17 protein-coding genes are annotated in these 15,318 nt (G+C 61.2%); 12 read left to right on the forward strand and 5 right to left on the reverse strand.

From position 1 onward, the window contains the following. Window positions 1-27 precede the first annotated feature (27 nt). The 10 genes from nuoG to NDJ82_RS00565 all read left to right on the forward strand — a co-directional run bounded on the left by nuoG (window position 28) and on the right by NDJ82_RS00565 (window position 10,941). Window positions 28-2,742, forward strand: coding sequence for an NADH-quinone oxidoreductase subunit NuoG (gene nuoG / locus NDJ82_RS00520; RefSeq protein ID WP_250924753.1), 2,715 nt, complete (start codon window positions 28-30; stop codon window positions 2,740-2,742). Next, on the forward strand, window positions 2,739-3,746 hold the full coding sequence (gene nuoH / locus NDJ82_RS00525; protein ID WP_017137518.1) for an NADH-quinone oxidoreductase subunit NuoH: 1,008 nt from the start codon (window positions 2,739-2,741) through the stop codon (window positions 3,744-3,746). Before nuoG ends, nuoH begins: the two co-directional genes overlap by 4 nt. A gap of 11 nt (window positions 3,747-3,757) precedes the next feature. Further along, a complete protein-coding gene (nuoI, locus tag NDJ82_RS00530) occupies window positions 3,758-4,306 on the forward strand; it encodes an NADH-quinone oxidoreductase subunit NuoI (protein ID WP_003174725.1) in 549 nt (182 codons plus the stop codon). Window positions 4,307-4,315: 9 nt separating this feature from the next. Then, window positions 4,316-4,819, forward strand: coding sequence for an NADH-quinone oxidoreductase subunit J (gene nuoJ, locus NDJ82_RS00535; RefSeq protein WP_003174726.1), 504 nt, complete (start codon window positions 4,316-4,318; stop codon window positions 4,817-4,819). A 2-nt stretch (window positions 4,820-4,821) separates the two neighbouring features. Further along, complete coding sequence (nuoK, locus tag NDJ82_RS00540) at window positions 4,822-5,130, forward strand: NADH-quinone oxidoreductase subunit NuoK (protein WP_003174727.1); 309 nt, start codon at window positions 4,822-4,824, stop codon at window positions 5,128-5,130. Further along, window positions 5,127-6,980: an NADH-quinone oxidoreductase subunit L gene (gene nuoL, locus NDJ82_RS00545; RefSeq protein WP_099587020.1), complete on the forward strand. Its 1,854-nt coding sequence runs from the start codon at window positions 5,127-5,129 to the stop codon at window positions 6,978-6,980. The genes nuoK and nuoL overlap by 4 nt, the downstream gene beginning before the upstream one ends. A 64-nt stretch (window positions 6,981-7,044) precedes the next feature. Continuing rightward, window positions 7,045-8,577 (forward strand): NADH-quinone oxidoreductase subunit M, encoded by a 1,533-nt coding sequence (nuoM, locus tag NDJ82_RS00550; RefSeq protein WP_003232072.1) that lies wholly within the window; start codon window positions 7,045-7,047, stop codon window positions 8,575-8,577. Window positions 8,578-8,584: 7 nt separating this feature from the next. Continuing rightward, the gene (gene nuoN / locus NDJ82_RS00555; protein ID WP_250924754.1) at window positions 8,585-10,048 is read left to right on the forward strand and encodes an NADH-quinone oxidoreductase subunit NuoN; all 1,464 of its coding nucleotides are present in this window, start codon (window positions 8,585-8,587) and stop codon (window positions 10,046-10,048) included. Window positions 10,049-10,286: 238 nt separating this feature from the next. Beyond that, complete coding sequence (locus tag NDJ82_RS00560) at window positions 10,287-10,637, forward strand: toxin (RefSeq protein WP_250924755.1); 351 nt, start codon at window positions 10,287-10,289, stop codon at window positions 10,635-10,637. Beyond that, on the forward strand, window positions 10,627-10,941 hold the full coding sequence (locus NDJ82_RS00565) for a helix-turn-helix domain-containing protein (protein WP_099587022.1): 315 nt from the start codon (window positions 10,627-10,629) through the stop codon (window positions 10,939-10,941). The genes NDJ82_RS00560 and NDJ82_RS00565 overlap by 11 nt, the downstream gene beginning before the upstream one ends. A 64-nt stretch (window positions 10,942-11,005) precedes the next feature. Here the strand turns inward: NDJ82_RS00565 and NDJ82_RS00570 are convergent, their stop codons facing one another. Beyond that, window positions 11,006-11,758: an outer membrane beta-barrel protein gene (locus NDJ82_RS00570; RefSeq protein WP_158878075.1), complete on the reverse strand. Its 753-nt coding sequence runs from the start codon at window positions 11,756-11,758 to the stop codon at window positions 11,006-11,008. A 123-nt stretch (window positions 11,759-11,881) separates the two neighbouring features. Further along, window positions 11,882-12,721 (reverse strand): arylamine N-acetyltransferase family protein, encoded by an 840-nt coding sequence (locus tag NDJ82_RS00575; RefSeq protein WP_250924756.1) that lies wholly within the window; start codon window positions 12,719-12,721, stop codon window positions 11,882-11,884. 120 nt (window positions 12,722-12,841) lie between these two features. Here NDJ82_RS00575 and NDJ82_RS00580 point away from each other — a divergent pair, with 120 nt between their 5' ends. Beyond that, a complete protein-coding gene (locus NDJ82_RS00580; protein WP_099587025.1) occupies window positions 12,842-13,078 on the forward strand; it encodes a DUF6555 family protein in 237 nt (78 codons plus the stop codon). Between the two features lie 45 nt (window positions 13,079-13,123). On the opposite strand, the gene NDJ82_RS00585 is transcribed toward NDJ82_RS00580, so the two are convergent. Together NDJ82_RS00585 and NDJ82_RS00590 are read right to left on the reverse strand one after the other, a co-directional pair. Continuing rightward, window positions 13,124-13,324 (reverse strand): DUF6021 family protein, encoded by a 201-nt coding sequence (locus NDJ82_RS00585; protein WP_099587026.1) that lies wholly within the window; start codon window positions 13,322-13,324, stop codon window positions 13,124-13,126. Window positions 13,325-13,336: 12 nt separating this feature from the next. Continuing rightward, window positions 13,337-13,516, reverse strand: coding sequence for a hypothetical protein (locus NDJ82_RS00590; RefSeq protein WP_032889724.1), 180 nt, complete (start codon window positions 13,514-13,516; stop codon window positions 13,337-13,339). A gap of 133 nt (window positions 13,517-13,649) precedes the next feature. On the opposite strand from NDJ82_RS00590, the gene NDJ82_RS00595 reads away from it, so the two are divergent. After that, entirely contained in the window at window positions 13,650-14,171 is a 522-nt protein-coding gene (locus tag NDJ82_RS00595) for a DUF3087 family protein (protein WP_191946347.1), read from the forward strand. Between the two features lies 1 nt (window position 14,172). On the opposite strand, the gene NDJ82_RS00600 is transcribed toward NDJ82_RS00595, so the two are convergent. Beyond that, window positions 14,173-15,294, reverse strand: coding sequence for an MFS transporter (locus NDJ82_RS00600; protein WP_112195912.1), 1,122 nt, complete (start codon window positions 15,292-15,294; stop codon window positions 14,173-14,175). Window positions 15,295-15,318: the final 24 nt, after the last annotated feature.

Raw genomic sequence — 15,318 nt, forward strand, 5'->3', positions numbered from 1 at the left:
CAACGGGCCAACGAAGAACTTTGAACCATGGCCACTATCCACGTAGACGGCAAAGCGCTCGAAGTCGATGGGGCAGACAACCTGTTACAGGCATGTCTCTCACTAGGCCTCGACATCCCGTATTTCTGCTGGCACCCCGCGCTCGGTAGCGTCGGTGCCTGTCGCCAGTGTGCGGTCAAGCAATACACCGACGAGAACGACACCCGTGGTCGTATCGTCATGTCCTGCATGACCCCAGCCACCGACAACACCTGGATCTCCATCGAAGATGAAGAATCCAAGGCGTTCCGCGCCAGTGTCGTCGAATGGCTGATGACCAACCACCCCCACGACTGCCCAGTCTGTGAGGAAGGCGGTCACTGCCACCTGCAAGACATGACGGTGATGACCGGCCACAACGAGCGCCGTTATCGCTTCACCAAGCGTACCCACCAGAACCAGGACCTCGGCCCGTTCATTTCCCACGAAATGAACCGCTGCATCGCCTGCTACCGCTGCGTGCGTTTCTATAAAGACTACGCAGGCGGCACCGACCTGGGCGTCTTCGGCGCCCACGACAACGTGTACTTCGGTCGCGTTGAAGACGGCGTGCTCGAAAGCGAGTTCTCCGGCAACCTCACCGAGGTCTGCCCGACCGGTGTGTTCACCGACAAGACCCACTCCGAGCGCTACAACCGCAAGTGGGACATGCAATTCGCGCCGAGCATCTGCCATGGCTGCTCCAGCGGTTGCAACATTTCCCCGGGCGAACGCTACGGTGAACTGCGTCGCATCGAAAACCGCTTCAACGGTTCGGTCAACCAGTACTTCCTGTGCGACCGTGGCCGTTTCGGCTACGGCTACGTCAACCGCAAGGATCGCCCGCGCCAACCGCTGCTGGCCGATGGCGCCAAGCTGAGCCTGGACGAGGCGCTGGATAAAGCCGCCGACCTGCTGCGCGGCCGCAATATCGTCGGTATCGGTTCGCCCCGCGCCAGCCTCGAAAGCAACTACGCGTTGCGCGAGCTGGTGGGTGCCGAACACTTCTACAGCGGCATCGAAGCCGGTGAGTTGGAACGCATCCGCCTGGTCCTGCAAGTGCTGAACGACAGCCCGCTGCCTGTGCCAAACATGCGTGACATCGAAGACCACGATGCGATCTTCGTGCTCGGTGAAGACCTGACCCAGACCGCCGCCCGCGTGGCCCTGTCCCTGCGTCAGTCGGTCAAGGGCAAGGCCGAAGAGATGGCCGACGCCATGCGCGTACAGCCGTGGCTCGACGCCGCCGTGAAAAACATCGGCCAGCACGCGCTGAACCCGCTGTTTATCGCCAGCATCGCTGAAACCAAGCTCGACGACATCGCCGAAGAATGCGTCCACGCAGCGCCCGACGACCTGGCCCGCATCGGCTTCGCCGTCGCCCACGCCCTCGACGCCAGCGCGCCTGCCGTCGAAGGCCTGGACGCTGAAGCCGTTGAACTGGCCCAGCGCATCGCCGACGCCCTGCTCGCCGCCAAGCGCCCGTTGATCATTGCCGGCACCTCATTGGGTTCCAAAGCGCTGATCGAAGCCGCTGCCAACATCGCCAAGGCCTTGAAGCTGCGCGACAAGAACGGTTCCATCAGCCTGGTGGTGCCGGAAGCCAACAGCCTCGGCCTGGCCATGCTCGGTGGTGAGTCCCTGGACGCCGGCCTGCAAGCCGTGATCGACGGCACTGCCGATGCGATCGTGGTGCTGGAAAACGACCTGTATACCCGCACCGATGCCGCCAAGGTTGACGCTGCGCTGAACGCCGCCAAAGTGCTGATCGTGGCCGACCACCAGAAGACCGCCACCAGCGACCGCGCTCAGCTGGTACTGCCAGCGGCGAGCTTCGCCGAAGGTGACGGCACCCTGGTCAGCCAGGAAGGCCGTGCCCAGCGCTTCTTCCAGGTGTTCGATCCGAAATACATGGACGCCAGCATCCTGGTTCACGAAGGCTGGCGCTGGCTGCATGCCCTGCGCGCGACCCTGCTGAACCAGCCGATCGACTGGACCCAGCTCGACCACGTGACCGCCGCTGTCGCTTCCAGCGCACCGCAGCTGGCACGGATTGTCGACGCTGCGCCGTCCGCCGCGTTCCGCATCAAGGGCATGAAACTGGCCCGTGAACCGCTGCGTTACTCCGGTCGTACCGCCATGCGCGCCGACATCAGCGTGCACGAACCGCGTACGCCGCAAGACAACGACACCGCGTTCGCCTTCTCCATGGAAGGTTACTCGGGTTCGGTCGAGCCCCGTCAACAGGTGCCGTTCGCCTGGTCGCCGGGCTGGAACTCGCCGCAAGCCTGGAACAAGTTCCAGGACGAAGTCGGTGGTCACATCCGCGCTGGCGACCCGGGCACCCGCCTGATCGAAAGCGCCGGTGATTCGCTGAATTGGTTCGCTGGCGTACCGCGTCCGTTCAACCCGGCCCAGGGCACCTGGCAGGTTGTGCCGTTCTTCCACCTGTTCGGCAGCGAAGAGAACTCTTCCAAGGCCGCGCCGGTGCAAAGCCGCATCCCGCAAGCCTACGTCTCGGTGGCCAAGTCCGAAGCCGACCGCCTCGGCGTCAACGACGGCGCCCTGCTCAGCGTGACCGTGGCCGGCCAGACCCTGCGTCTGCCGCTGCGCATCAATGAGGAGTTGGGGGCTGGCCTGGTTGCACTGCCTAAAGGCCTCGCCGGCATTCCGCCTGCGATCTTCGGCAAAACCGTTGACGGTCTGCAGGAGGCAGCGCAATGACTTGGTTCACGCCGGAAGTAATTGACGTGATCATTTCGGTGGTCAAGGCCATCGTGATCCTGTTGGCCGTGGTCGTGGCGGGCGCCCTGCTCAGCTTCGTCGAACGTCGCCTGCTGGGCTGGTGGCAGGACCGTTACGGTCCGAACCGCGTTGGCCCATTCGGCATGTTCCAGATTGCCGCCGACATGCTGAAAATGTTCTTCAAGGAAGACTGGACCCCGCCGTTTGCCGACAAGGTGATCTTCACCCTGGCACCGGTCGTGGCCATGAGCGCCTTGCTGATCGCCTTCGCGATCATCCCGATCACCCCGACCTGGGGCGTGGCGGACTTGAACATCGGCTTGCTGTTCTTCTTCGCCATGGCCGGCCTGTCGGTCTACGCGGTGCTGTTCGCCGGTTGGTCGAGCAACAACAAGTTCGCCCTGCTGGGCAGCTTGCGTGCTTCGGCGCAAACCGTATCCTATGAAGTGTTCATGGGGTTGGCACTGATGGGCATCGTGGTGCAGGTTGGCTCGTTCAACATGCGCGACATCGTCGAGTACCAGGCGCAGAACCTGTGGTTCATCATTCCGCAGTTCTTCGGCTTCTGCACCTTCTTCATCGCTGGCGTGGCCGTGACTCACCGTCACCCGTTCGACCAGCCGGAAGCGGAACAGGAACTGGCCGACGGTTACCACATTGAATATGCCGGTATGAAGTGGGGCATGTTCTTCGTTGGTGAGTACATCGGCATCATCTTGATCTCGGCCCTGCTGGTGACGCTGTTCTTCGGCGGCTGGCACGGTCCGTTTGGCATCCTGCCGCAGTTGGCCTTCTTCTGGTTCTTCCTGAAGACCGCGTTCTTCATCATGCTGTTCATCCTGCTGCGCGCCTCGATTCCGCGCCCGCGTTATGACCAGGTGATGGATTTCAGCTGGAGATTCTGCCTGCCGCTGACCCTGATCAATTTGCTGGTGACGGCTGCCGTCGTGTTGTTGAACACGCCCGCCGGCGCGGTTCAGTGAGGATTTGACCCATGTTCAAATATATTGGCGACATCGTTAAGGGTACCGGTACCCAGTTGCGAAGCCTGGTGATGGTGTTCGGTCACGGCTTTCGCAAACGCGACACCCTGCAATACCCCGAAGAAGCGGTGTACCTGCCGCCGCGCTATCGCGGCCGCATCGTACTGACCCGCGACCCCGACGGCGAAGAGCGTTGCGTAGCCTGCAACCTGTGCGCCGTAGCGTGCCCGGTGGGTTGCATCTCCCTGCAGAAAGCTGAAACCGAAGACGGTCGCTGGTACCCGGACTTCTTCCGCATCAACTTCTCGCGCTGCATTTTCTGCGGCCTCTGCGAGGAAGCTTGCCCGACCACCGCGATCCAGCTGACCCCGGATTTCGAGATGGCCGAGTTCAAACGTCAGGACCTGGTGTACGAGAAAGAAGATCTGCTGATCTCTGGTCCCGGTAAAAACCCTGATTACAACTTCTATCGTGTTGCAGGTATGGCCGTTGCCGGGAAGCCGAAAGGCGCCGCACAAAACGAAGCCGAGCCGATCAACGTGAAGAGCTTGCTGCCTTAAGGAAGAAAGATGGAATTCGCTTTCTATTTCGCGTCGGGTATTGCAGTGGTGTCCACGCTTCGCGTGATCACCAACACCAACCCCGTGCACGCCCTGCTCTACCTGATCATTTCGCTGATCGCCGTGGCCATGACCTTCTTCAGCCTCGGCGCACCGTTCGCCGGTGTCCTGGAAGTGATCGCCTACGCCGGCGCCATCATGGTGCTGTTCGTGTTTGTGGTGATGATGCTCAACCTGGGGCCGGCTTCGGTCGCCCAGGAACGTGTCTGGCTCAAGCCCGGCATCTGGCTCGGCCCGGTTGTCCTCGCAGCCCTGCTGCTGGGTGAACTGCTGTATGTGCTGTTCGCGCACCAGAGCGGCCAGGCCATCGGCCACACCACCGTAGACGCGAAAGCCGTGGGCATCAGCCTGTTCGGCCCGTACCTGCTGGTGGTCGAACTGGCTTCGATGCTGCTGCTCGCGGCAGCCATCACCGCCTTCCACTTGGGCCGCAACGAAGCCAAGGAGCAATGACGATGCCTGCTATCCCTTTGGAGCATGGTCTGGCGGTCGCCGGCATCCTGTTCTGCCTTGGCCTGGTCGGCCTGATGGTTCGCCGTAACATTCTGTTCGTGTTGATGAGCCTGGAAATCATGATGAACGCCGCTGCACTGGCATTTATCGTGGCGGGCGCACGTTGGGGCCAGCCGGATGGACAAGTCATGTTCATCCTGGTGATCAGCCTGGCAGCCGCCGAAGCCAGTATTGGCCTCGCGATCCTGCTGCAACTGTATCGTCGCTTCCACACGCTTGATATCGACGCTGCCAGTGAGATGCGCGGATGAACATGATCTTTCTGACTTTCGTATTTCCCCTGATCGGTTTCCTGCTGCTGTCGTTCTCCCGTGGACGCTGGTCGGAAAACCTCTCGGCCTTGATCGGCGTGGGTTCCATTGGCCTGTCGGCCATCGTGACCGCCTACGTGATCTGGCAATTCAACGTCGCGCCACCGGAAGGCGGTCATTACACCCTGGTGCTTTGGCAGTGGATGTCGGTGGAGGGCTTCAAGCCCAATTTCGCCCTCTACGTCGACGGACTGTCGATCACCATGCTCGGCGTGGTGGTGGGTGTCGGCTTCCTGATCCACCTGTTCGCGTCCTGGTACATGCGCGGCGAAGCGGGCTACTCGCGCTTCTTCTCGTACACCAACCTGTTTATCGCCAGCATGCTGTTCCTGGTGCTCGGCGATAACCTGTTGTTCCTGTACTTCGGCTGGGAAGGCGTGGGCCTGTGCTCCTACCTGTTGATCGGTTTCTACTACAGCAACCGCAACAACGGTAACGCGGCACTCAAGGCATTCATCGTTACCCGGATCGGCGACGTGTTCATGGCCATCGGCCTGTTCATCCTGTTCCAACAGGTGGGCACGCTGAACATCCAGGAACTGCTGGTGCTGGCGCCGCAGAAATTCCAGGTCGGCGACTTCTGGATCACCCTGGCGACCCTGATGCTGCTGGGCGGCGCTGTCGGTAAATCCGCGCAACTGCCACTGCAAACCTGGCTGGCGGACGCGATGGCCGGTCCTACCCCTGTTTCCGCACTGATCCACGCGGCAACCATGGTAACCGCCGGTGTCTACCTGATCGCCCGTACCCACGGCCTGTTCACCCTGGCGCCGGACATCCTGCACCTGGTGGGCGTAGTCGGCGGCGTGACCCTGGTACTGGCAGGCTTTGCCGCGCTGGTGCAGACCGACATCAAGCGCATCCTCGCCTACTCGACCATGAGCCAGATCGGCTACATGTTCCTGGCCCTGGGCGTCGGCGCCTGGGACGCGGCGATCTTCCACCTGATGACCCACGCCTTCTTCAAGGCCCTGCTGTTCCTGGCCTCCGGTGCGGTCATCGTGGCCTGCCACCACGAGCAGAACATCTTCAAGATGGGCGGCCTGTGGAAGAAACTGCCGTTGGCCTACGCCAGCTTCATCGTCGGTGGTGCCGCCCTGGCCGCCCTGCCGCTGGTGACCGCCGGTTTCTATTCCAAGGACGAAATCCTCTGGGAAGCCTTTGCCAGCGGTAACCAGAACCTGCTGTACGCAGGCCTGGTGGGTGCGTTCATGACCTCGCTGTACACGTTCCGCCTGATCTTCATCACGTTCCACGGTGAAGCCAAGACCGAAGCGCACGCAGGCCACGGCATCTCCCACTGGTTGCCACTGTCGGTACTGATCGTGCTGTCGACCTTCATCGGCGCCCTGATCACGCCGCCATTGGCCGGTGTACTGCCGGAAAGCGCCGGCCATGCCGGTGGCGCCGCCAAGCACAGCCTGGAAATCGCCTCGGGTGCCATCGCTATCGCGGGTATCCTGCTGGCCGCCCTGTTGTTCCTCGGCAAGCGTCGTTTCGTGACCGCCGTGGCCAATAGCGGCATCGGCCGCTTCCTGTCGGCCTGGTGGTTCGCTGCCTGGGGCTTCGACTGGATCTACGACAAACTGTTCGTCAAGCCTTACCTGGCCATCAGCCATGTACTGCGCAAAGACCCGCTCGACCAGACTATCGGTCTGATCCCGCGCGCCGCCAAGGCCGGTCACACCGCCCTGAGCCGCAGCGAGACCGGCCAACTGCGCTGGTACGCCGCGTCCATGGCGGTCGGTGCCGTGCTGGTCATCGGCGCCATCGTTGTCGTGGCGGTCTGACTATGTCCATGCACATTGCGTACATTGCGAACTTTGCAAACCTGCGAAAGGAAACGAGCCTGTCATGATTCTGCCCTGGCTAATCCTGATCCCCTTTATCGGCGGCCTGCTCTGCTGGATGGGTGAACGCTTCGGCGCCACCCTCCCCCGCTGGATCGCGTTGCTGACCATGTCCCTGGAACTCGCGCTCGGCCTCTGGCTGTGGGCCCATGGTGACTACTCATTCGCTCCGGCACCGGGTGTCGATCCAACTTTCGCGCTTGAATTCAAGCACGTATGGATCCAGCGCTTCGGCATCAACGTGCACCTGGCCCTCGACGGCCTGTCGCTGTTGATGATCCTGCTGACCGGCCTGCTGGGTATCCTCTCGGTACTCTGCTCCTGGAAAGAGATCCAGCGTCACGTGGGCTTCTTCCACCTGAACCTGATGTGGATCCTGGGCGGCGTTGTCGGCGTGTTCCTGGCGCTGGACCTGTTCATGTTCTTCTTCTTCTGGGAAATGATGCTGGTGCCGATGTACTTCCTCATCGCGCTCTGGGGTCACAGTTCTTCGGACGGCAAGAAAACCCGGATCTACGCGGCGACCAAGTTCTTCATCTTCACCCAGGCTTCCGGCCTGATCATGTTGGTGGCGATCCTGGGTCTGGTACTGGTCAACTTCAACAGCACGGGCGTGATTACCTTCAACTACGCCGACCTGTTGAAAACCAAGATGTCCCTGACCACCGAGTACATCCTGATGCTGGGCTTCTTCATCGCGTTCGCGGTGAAGCTGCCGGTGGTGCCGTTCCACTCCTGGCTGCCTGACGCTCACGCCCAGGCGCCAACTGCCGGCTCCGTGGACCTGGCCGGTATCCTGCTGAAAACTGCTGCCTACGGCCTGCTGCGTTTCGCCCTGCCGCTGTTCCCGAATGCCTCGGCCGAATTCGCGCCGATTGCCATGACCCTGGGTCTGATCGGGATCTTCTACGGTGCGTTCCTGGCCTTCGCGCAAACCGACATCAAGCGTCTGATTGCCTTCTCGTCCGTTTCCCACATGGGTTTCGTACTGATCGGCATCTACTCCGGCAGCCAACTGGCGCTGCAAGGCGCGGTGATCCAGATGCTGGCCCACGGTGTTTCGGCCGCTGCACTCTTTATCCTGAGTGGTCAGCTGTACGAGCGCCTGCACACCCGTGACATGCGTGAAATGGGTGGCGTGTGGTCGCGCATTGCGTACCTGCCAGCGATCAGCCTGTTCTTCGCCGCCGCGTCCCTGGGCTTGCCGGGTACCGGTAACTTCATCGGCGAGTTCCTGATCCTGATGGGTGCCTTCGTGCAAACGCCGTGGATCAGTGCGATTGCCACCTCCGGCCTGGTATTCGGTTCGGTCTACTCGCTGATCATGATCCACCGCGCCTACTTCGGCCCGGCCAAGTCCGACACCGTCCTGCAAGGGATGGATGCGCGCGAACTGATCATGGTGCTCGGCCTGGCGGTACTGCTGATCTACATCGGCGTGTACCCGCAACCGTTCCTGGACACTTCTGCCGCAACGATGCATGGCGTGCAGCAGTGGTTCGGCACCGCCTTCTCTCAACTCGCTTCGGCCCGGTAAGAGCGCTATGGAATTCACGATCCAACACTTTATCGCGCTTGCGCCGCTGCTGATTACCAGCCTCACCGTTGTGGCGGTGATGCTGGCAATCGCCTGGCGCCGCAATCATTCGCAAACGTTCCTGCTGTCCTGCGCTGGGTTGAACCTGGCCCTGCTGTCGATCATCCCGGCCCTCAAGGTCGCGCCACTGGCGGTCACGCCATTGATGATGGTCGATGACTTCGCACTGCTGTACATCGCGCTGATCCTGGTCGCGACCCTGGCCTGCGTCACCCTCGCCCACGCCTATCTCGGCGAAGGCGGCACCGGCTACCCTGGCAACCGCGAAGAGCTGTACCTGCTGATCCTGCTGGCCGCGGCCGGCGGTATCGTGCTGGTCAGCGCACAGCACCTGGCGGGCCTGTTCATCGGCCTGGAACTGCTGTCGATCCCGACCTACGGTCTGGTGGCCTATGCCTTCTTCAACAAGCGTTCCCTGGAAGCCGGCATCAAGTACATGGTGCTGTCGGCCGCCGGTTCCGCGTTCCTGTTGTTCGGTATGGCGTTGCTCTACGCCGAAGCCGGCAGCCTGAGCTTCACCGGGATCGGCCACGCCCTGGCCGCCACCAACAGCCCTGCGCCGATTGCCCAATTGGGCCTGGCGATGATGCTGATCGGCCTGGCGTTCAAGCTGTCCCTGGTGCCGTTCCACCTGTGGACCCCGGACGTGTACGAAGGCGCCCCGGCGCCGGTGGCTGCGTTCCTGGCCACGGCGTCCAAGGTCGCTGTGTTTGCGGTGATGGTGCGTCTGTTCCAGATCTCGCCTGCCGCCAACACCGGCGTGCTGAGCAACGCGCTGACCGTGATCGCCATTGCGTCGATCCTGTTCGGTAACCTGCTGGCCCTGACCCAGAACAACCTCAAGCGTCTGCTGGGTTACTCGTCCATCGCCCACTTCGGCTACCTGCTGATCGCCCTGGTGGCGAGCAAAGGCCTGGCCGTGGAAGCCATCGGCGTGTACCTGGTCACCTACGTGATCACCAGCCTCGGTGCATTCGGCGTTATCACCTTGATGTCGTCGCCCTACAAAGGCCGGGACGCGGACGCCCTGTACGAATACCGCGGCCTGTTCTGGCGCCGTCCGTACCTGACCGCCGTACTCACCGTGATGATGCTGTCCCTGGCCGGGATCCCGCTGACTGCGGGCTTTATCGGCAAGTTCTACATCGTCGCCACCGGTGTAGAAGCCCACGAGTGGTGGTTGGTTGCATCCCTGGTCCTGGGTAGCGCCATCGGCGTGTTCTACTACCTGCGCGTGATGGTCACCCTGTACCTGATCGAGCCCAACCTGCGTCGTGTGGATGCCGAGTTGCATTGGGAACAGAAGGCAGGCGGCGTGATGCTGCTGGCCATCGCCCTGCTCGCGTTCTTCCTGGGCGTGTACCCACAACCGCTGCTCACCCTGGTGCAGCACGCGGTACTGGGTGTTTGATCGAATAGCTGATGCAGTAAACAAAACGGCGCCTTCGGGCGCCGTTTTTGCATTCCGGGAAACGCGTTCTTTACCCTCCTCCACTCACAGAAATTTCCTTCCTTATCCAGCTCCTCGTCTGGCATCCCTCCATAAAAAGCAATCGCATGGTGGTCACGTTTTAGGAAAACTCCCACAACAGGGTCACTTGACCCATAGCGAGTGGGCCACCAAACTATACGCAGGCTACGTACAGAACATGGATGCTCTATTTATCGAACCGCCAGCCTTCGAGCGTCATCGCAAGGACTATCTAAGCGACGAGCTTTTCCACGGTTTTCAACAGGAGTTAATGAAGAATCCACAAGCGGGCGACGTGATTGAAGGGACAGGTGGGCTGCGAAAGGTCCGCTTCGTTGATGAGCGGCGAAACAAAGGCAGGCGCGGTGGCCTGCGGGTCATCTACTACTGGTGGTCGGGAGGTACGCAGTTCTGGTTATTCACGCTGTACGGCAATCACGAACAGGACGACCTGACACCACAACACAAGAAAGCCCTAAAACAGATGCTGGACAGGGAAATCAAAGCGAGAACACATCATGAAACGTGAAATCTTTTCCGAACTGGTCGAAGGCTTCGACGCGCTTGCGGACGAACGCCAGGGCAAAGTCACCCTGCGTACCCACAAGGTCCATCTCAACAAACTGGCGCCGCTGACCGCCGAAGAAGTCATCGCCGTGCGCCAGCAACTGAACCTTTCACGGTCGGTGTTCGCCCTGTACCTGCGCACCAATACCCGTACGCTGGAAAACTGGGAACAAGGGCGGGCCAAGCCCAACGCCCAGGCCACCACCTTGATCCGCCTGGTAGCGCGCTTCCCGGAAACCGTAGCGCAACTGGCGGCCTTGAGCTGACACCGCCCAGGCAAAAAAAAACGCCCCGAATCACATCGGGGCGTTTTTTTTCAAACGCACTACCTTAGAACGCAATACCTACCTTGACCCCATACTCATCACGCTTGAGCCGGGTATTATCGGCAACTTCCGAGTCGGCATCCAGCTTGTACTCGGTGCGCGTGTAATACAGCCCGGCCATCACTGGCAGATCGCCCTTCTGGTTCATCAGCAGGCTGACTTCGGCATACGGGTTGGTGCGGTCCTTGAGGTCCACAGTGTCGCTGCCAAAGCCGTCGACCTTGATCCGGGTGCGGCCATCGAGGGTCCGGCGGGCACCGGCTTCGACGCGCAGGGTCATGTCGTCGAACTGATGGTTGTAACCCAGGGCGGCCTTGGCGAATGGCGATTTGTTGGTGAGCTCCAGGTCGTTGTCGTTGGAGTCCAACTCGTAACGGGTCCAGCTGTAGCCGCCGCCCACGATCACGTCGACAAAGTTGCGTGCATCCAGCGCGGCACGCCAGCCGAGGTCGAGGTCAGCCTGGCCTTCCTTGAGTTTGTTGTCGCTCTTCTTGCCGTACTTGGCTTCGATACCGGCCTGGTAAATAAAGCCCGATTCGGCCGTGAGCTTGTTGCCGAAGTTGTAGAACAGGCCCGCTTCCGGCATGTGGTCTTTATCACTTTGGCTACCGCCCTCAAGCTTGAAGTCGTTGTAGCTACCCAGGAGCCCGAAGGTGGAAATCGGGTCAGTGGACGGTGCGGCGAACGCCACGGCTGGAGCGGCGACCAGCGCCAGCAGTGAGGAATTTTTGAGGAAGTTTCCGAATAGTTTGGACATCGTTTACATCTCCTTGTCTGGTGGGCAAATTATTCAGGCAGCGCTTTGAGCCCGAATTGGCAGAAAAGGTTCGAAAAAATTTGCCCCCACCTGGAGGTAAAACGGTTCAGCGATGGCTCTAGGTCAAGACTCCTGGCGTGCAGCCGTTACCAAGCCATCAAGGGTTGAATCAAGCTGAGGGTGAACCGGCACGCGAATCCCGAAGGCAGTGCCCAGCACGTCCAGGAGCTCCTCGCTGCTGCGGATCACGCGCTTGGCACTCGGTCGATCCAGGTAGTGAATCGCATAGTGGGCGTTGTTCAAGGTGTGGCGTTCGCCCGCTGCCAGCCGTGCGACTTTCAATTGGCCCAGGAACGGCGAACCCGGATGGGTCGAGACGTACCAGTTGCCGATTTCGTAATCGATGACCGCCTGCACTTGCAGGTCGAACACATACAAGCCACGCCACTCCCCTGCAACCTGGGCCCATAAGGTGTAGCTGCCCTCCTGCTCATTGAGTGTCAGGCGATACGGCTCATGGGCCGTGGCCTGCACGGCTTGCGTGTCCAACAGCAACGGGCTGCTGGGCACCATGCCGCCAAAGCCGACGTCGGTGATGTAGCGCACGCCGTCCAGGGTGACCAGGCGCAGGCGGTGGGTGCGTGCGGTGCGCGCCTGCGGCGGCCCGCCCATGACCACCCGCCCGGTAATGCCGCGCGCGTCAAAGCCCAGTTCCTGCAACAGCGCCAGGAACATCTGGTTCAGTTCATAGCAATACCCGCCGCGCCCATCGAACAGGACTTTGTGCTCGACACTCGGCAAGTCTATCGGCACCGGCAAGTGCAGCAGGGTCGACAGGCTTTCAAACGCGAAGGTGCACACATGGCGCAGTTGCAGATCCTGCAGGGTTTGCAGGGTGGGCGGCGGCGGCGAATCGTAACCCAGGCGTTGCAGGTACAGATGGCTATGGTTCAGGCGGGGCATGGCACAGTCCTTGGGCACACGAAGAGTGCGCCACTATGCCGCGCCGGTGTGCAGATTGTCATTTTGAATGAACCTTTCTGAACGCTTCAGCCTCCATTTATAACAAGACAGGGAGGCAACATGAGTACCGCAAAAATCTACACCATCCACTACCAACTGCACGGTCAAGCGAAGTCCTTTGTCGTACGCGCCGGGGTGATGAACAACGCCGAAGCCTGGCACTGGGCTGCGGTCGATGCTGATATTGCCCATGTCAGCCGTATCGGCCGCGTTGGCCACGAGCAGGTGAAAAAAACCACCCGGCCCTGGGCTGAAAAGTACGGCATCACTGATGTCAGCTGGACACCACCCAAATAAACGAAGGCCCCGCTCGATGGCGGGGCCTGATTACCGATAACGCTGTTATTTCTTCAAGTCGCCCAACGGATCGTAGGGCGGCTTTTTTTTCGCTTCGTCCTTGTCCTTTTTATCCAGCGGGGCGATGGCCGGACCTACCGGATCGACCTGCGGGTCAGCCACATCCGGCGAGTCTGGATCAAATCCCAGCTCATCCTTGCCACTGGCGTGTTCGTTGGAGGGGGGCCCATCCGAGTGCTTGTTCATCATGGTCTCCTGTTATAGCGGGCGAGCTTTGTCGTGGAGGTTTTCCAGGTCTTCTTCGACGCGCTCCACATCATCATGATCGTCACGCTCTTTCGGATCATTGGGGCGCAAGGCATCGTTGTCGCGCTCTTCTTCACCGGGTGTGCGGTCAGGGTCGGGTGTACCGGGCGGTGGTTGCTTGTATTCGGGCATGGTCGTTCACCTCAGAGGGACTTCACCGATTTAGAGAAACTGCCACAGATCATGGTTCAACTTGATTGCCCCACTGCTGACCGCTGACCATGAGAAGATGCCCCACCCTACCCGCCCTGGAGACCTGACCCGGATGTTCGAGCTCAAACCCTGCGACCCCGCTGTCTACCGCCAACAGACCCGCCGCAGCACGCTGATTGTGGCCGTGGTGTTCCTGACCCTGGCCATGGTGCTGTCGAGCCTGGCAGTGATGCTGTTCGGCGAGGCCGGCGGCGATAACTTTCGCTTCAATGTCGGCGGTGTGTTCGCTGGCGTGCTGATCACCGTCGCCCTGGTGCGTGGCCCGTTCTGGACCCAGTCCTGGTTGGCTGCGGCGGTGTATGGCTGGCAGCTCAAGCGCAACCTGATGCGCGTGACCAATGTGATGCACAAGGTCACCGAACACGTGCAGGCCAATGATCCGACGGCCATGAAAGTGCTGCGTTTCTACCACCTGGGGCTGACGCAGATGCATGCCCTGGACGCCAACTCCAGCGCCCAGGCGCAACTGGTCGGCGAAATGGATGCACACCAAGCCAAGATGCGGGCGCTGGGAATCGACACCGAACAGACCCGTTTCGACCCCACATGGCTGGACGGTTTCAAAAACACTTGAGTCATCTGCCCCGCCAGCAGAACAGCGCACTCACCGCAATCGCCGCCCCGGCCACGCCAAATACCAGCGGCGCCGAGGCCACCGGCAAAAGCAAACCCGCCAGCAGCGGCCCCAGGCCCGCACCGATGTCGCGCCAGACCGCATTCGACGCCAGCGCCGAGACCCGCATCGAACCGGGGTTGCGCTCGGCGACCAAGGTGGTCACCAAGGGCAGTTGCAACGCACGCAGCACCAGCACCGCCGCCGCACCGATAATCACCCAGTAACTGCCGAAAGCGCTCAAGGCCAAGGCACTCAGAAACGAAAACAGCAACAACATCGAGGTAGCGCCGAACCGCTGCGCCGCACGACCGCCCAAGGGGCTCAGAAGCATCTCCGAGACATAGCGCAGGGCCATCAAGCCGCCAGCAATCAACACCGCGTCACCGCCGAGGATTTTCTGGGCCTGGATCGACAGGCCAAAGATAAACAGCCCATCCAGCGCCACGCCCTCGATAAACGACCACAGTGCCACGCTGTCCGGCCACTTGAAGCGCCGCCCCGGTGTGCTGTGCAAATCATGCCCGGCGCTGGGCAAACCACGCGCCATCCACAGGCCTGCCAGGCAGCAACCGGCGAGTATCACAAAGATCGGACGCGGCCCGGCCCACAGCGTCAGCCACCCACCGAGCGGCAACGCCAGCATTGGCCCCCAGGCGATCAAGGCCCTCGAACGCCCGGCCCGACGTGCGGCGCCCTCCGGCTCAGCGGTGGCCAATACTTGGGTCGACAGGTTCAACGCGGCAAAACACAAGCCCCACACCAGCCGCAGTCCGAGCAACGCAGCGAAGCCGGACAGCACCGAGTTGCCCAAGGCACACAGCGTAGCGGCACCGGCGGCGATCATGCAGGTCAGGCGATCACCGTTGCGCGCATAGAAATTCAGCACATGCCGGTAGCCGAAAATCCGCACCAGACGGTTGGCCGCCAGCAACACGCCGGCTTGGGCCAGGGTGATGCCGAAGGCCTGGGATTCCATGGGCAGCAACAGGTAGAGCAACACGTCGCTGGGCAGGCACAACGCCAGGGTCAACGCGGCGCGGCGGGAGGTGGTGTCGGCAGTGCGTTGAGCCTGGCTGGACATAAACCTGAAACATCCCGAAATATT

The sequence above is a fragment of the Pseudomonas sp. SR18 genome, assembly GCF_023701505.1.
Classification (GTDB): domain Bacteria; phylum Pseudomonadota; class Gammaproteobacteria; order Pseudomonadales; family Pseudomonadaceae; genus Aquipseudomonas; species Aquipseudomonas cyclaminis.

Excerpts from the sequence above, each read along its gene's own strand:
- NDJ82_RS00590 (WP_032889724.1), bottom strand. The coding sequence starts at position 13,516 with ATGCCCGAATACAAGCAACCACCGCCCGGTACACCCGACCCTGACCGC.
- NDJ82_RS00585 (WP_099587026.1), bottom strand. The coding sequence starts at position 13,324 with ATGAACAAGCACTCGGATGGGCCCCCCTCCAACGAACACGCCAGTGGC.
- NDJ82_RS00600 (WP_112195912.1), bottom strand. The coding sequence starts at position 15,294 with ATGTCCAGCCAGGCTCAACGCACTGCCGACACCACCTCCCGCCGCGCC.
- NDJ82_RS00560 (WP_250924755.1), top strand. The coding sequence starts at position 10,287 with ATGGATGCTCTATTTATCGAACCGCCAGCCTTCGAGCGTCATCGCAAG.
- NDJ82_RS00570 (WP_158878075.1), bottom strand. The coding sequence starts at position 11,758 with ATGTCCAAACTATTCGGAAACTTCCTCAAAAATTCCTCACTGCTGGCG.
- nuoK (WP_003174727.1), top strand. The coding sequence starts at position 4,822 with ATGCCTGCTATCCCTTTGGAGCATGGTCTGGCGGTCGCCGGCATCCTG.
- NDJ82_RS00595 (WP_191946347.1), top strand. The coding sequence starts at position 13,650 with ATGTTCGAGCTCAAACCCTGCGACCCCGCTGTCTACCGCCAACAGACC.
- NDJ82_RS00565 (WP_099587022.1), top strand. The coding sequence starts at position 10,627 with ATGAAACGTGAAATCTTTTCCGAACTGGTCGAAGGCTTCGACGCGCTT.
- nuoH (WP_017137518.1), top strand. The coding sequence starts at position 2,739 with ATGACTTGGTTCACGCCGGAAGTAATTGACGTGATCATTTCGGTGGTC.
- nuoN (WP_250924754.1), top strand. The coding sequence starts at position 8,585 with ATGGAATTCACGATCCAACACTTTATCGCGCTTGCGCCGCTGCTGATT.
- NDJ82_RS00575 (WP_250924756.1), bottom strand. The coding sequence starts at position 12,721 with ATGCCCCGCCTGAACCATAGCCATCTGTACCTGCAACGCCTGGGTTAC.
- nuoJ (WP_003174726.1), top strand. The coding sequence starts at position 4,316 with ATGGAATTCGCTTTCTATTTCGCGTCGGGTATTGCAGTGGTGTCCACG.
- nuoG (WP_250924753.1), top strand. The coding sequence starts at position 28 with ATGGCCACTATCCACGTAGACGGCAAAGCGCTCGAAGTCGATGGGGCA.
- nuoL (WP_099587020.1), top strand. The coding sequence starts at position 5,127 with ATGAACATGATCTTTCTGACTTTCGTATTTCCCCTGATCGGTTTCCTG.
- nuoI (WP_003174725.1), top strand. The coding sequence starts at position 3,758 with ATGTTCAAATATATTGGCGACATCGTTAAGGGTACCGGTACCCAGTTG.
- NDJ82_RS00580 (WP_099587025.1), top strand. The coding sequence starts at position 12,842 with ATGAGTACCGCAAAAATCTACACCATCCACTACCAACTGCACGGTCAA.
- nuoM (WP_003232072.1), top strand. The coding sequence starts at position 7,045 with ATGATTCTGCCCTGGCTAATCCTGATCCCCTTTATCGGCGGCCTGCTC.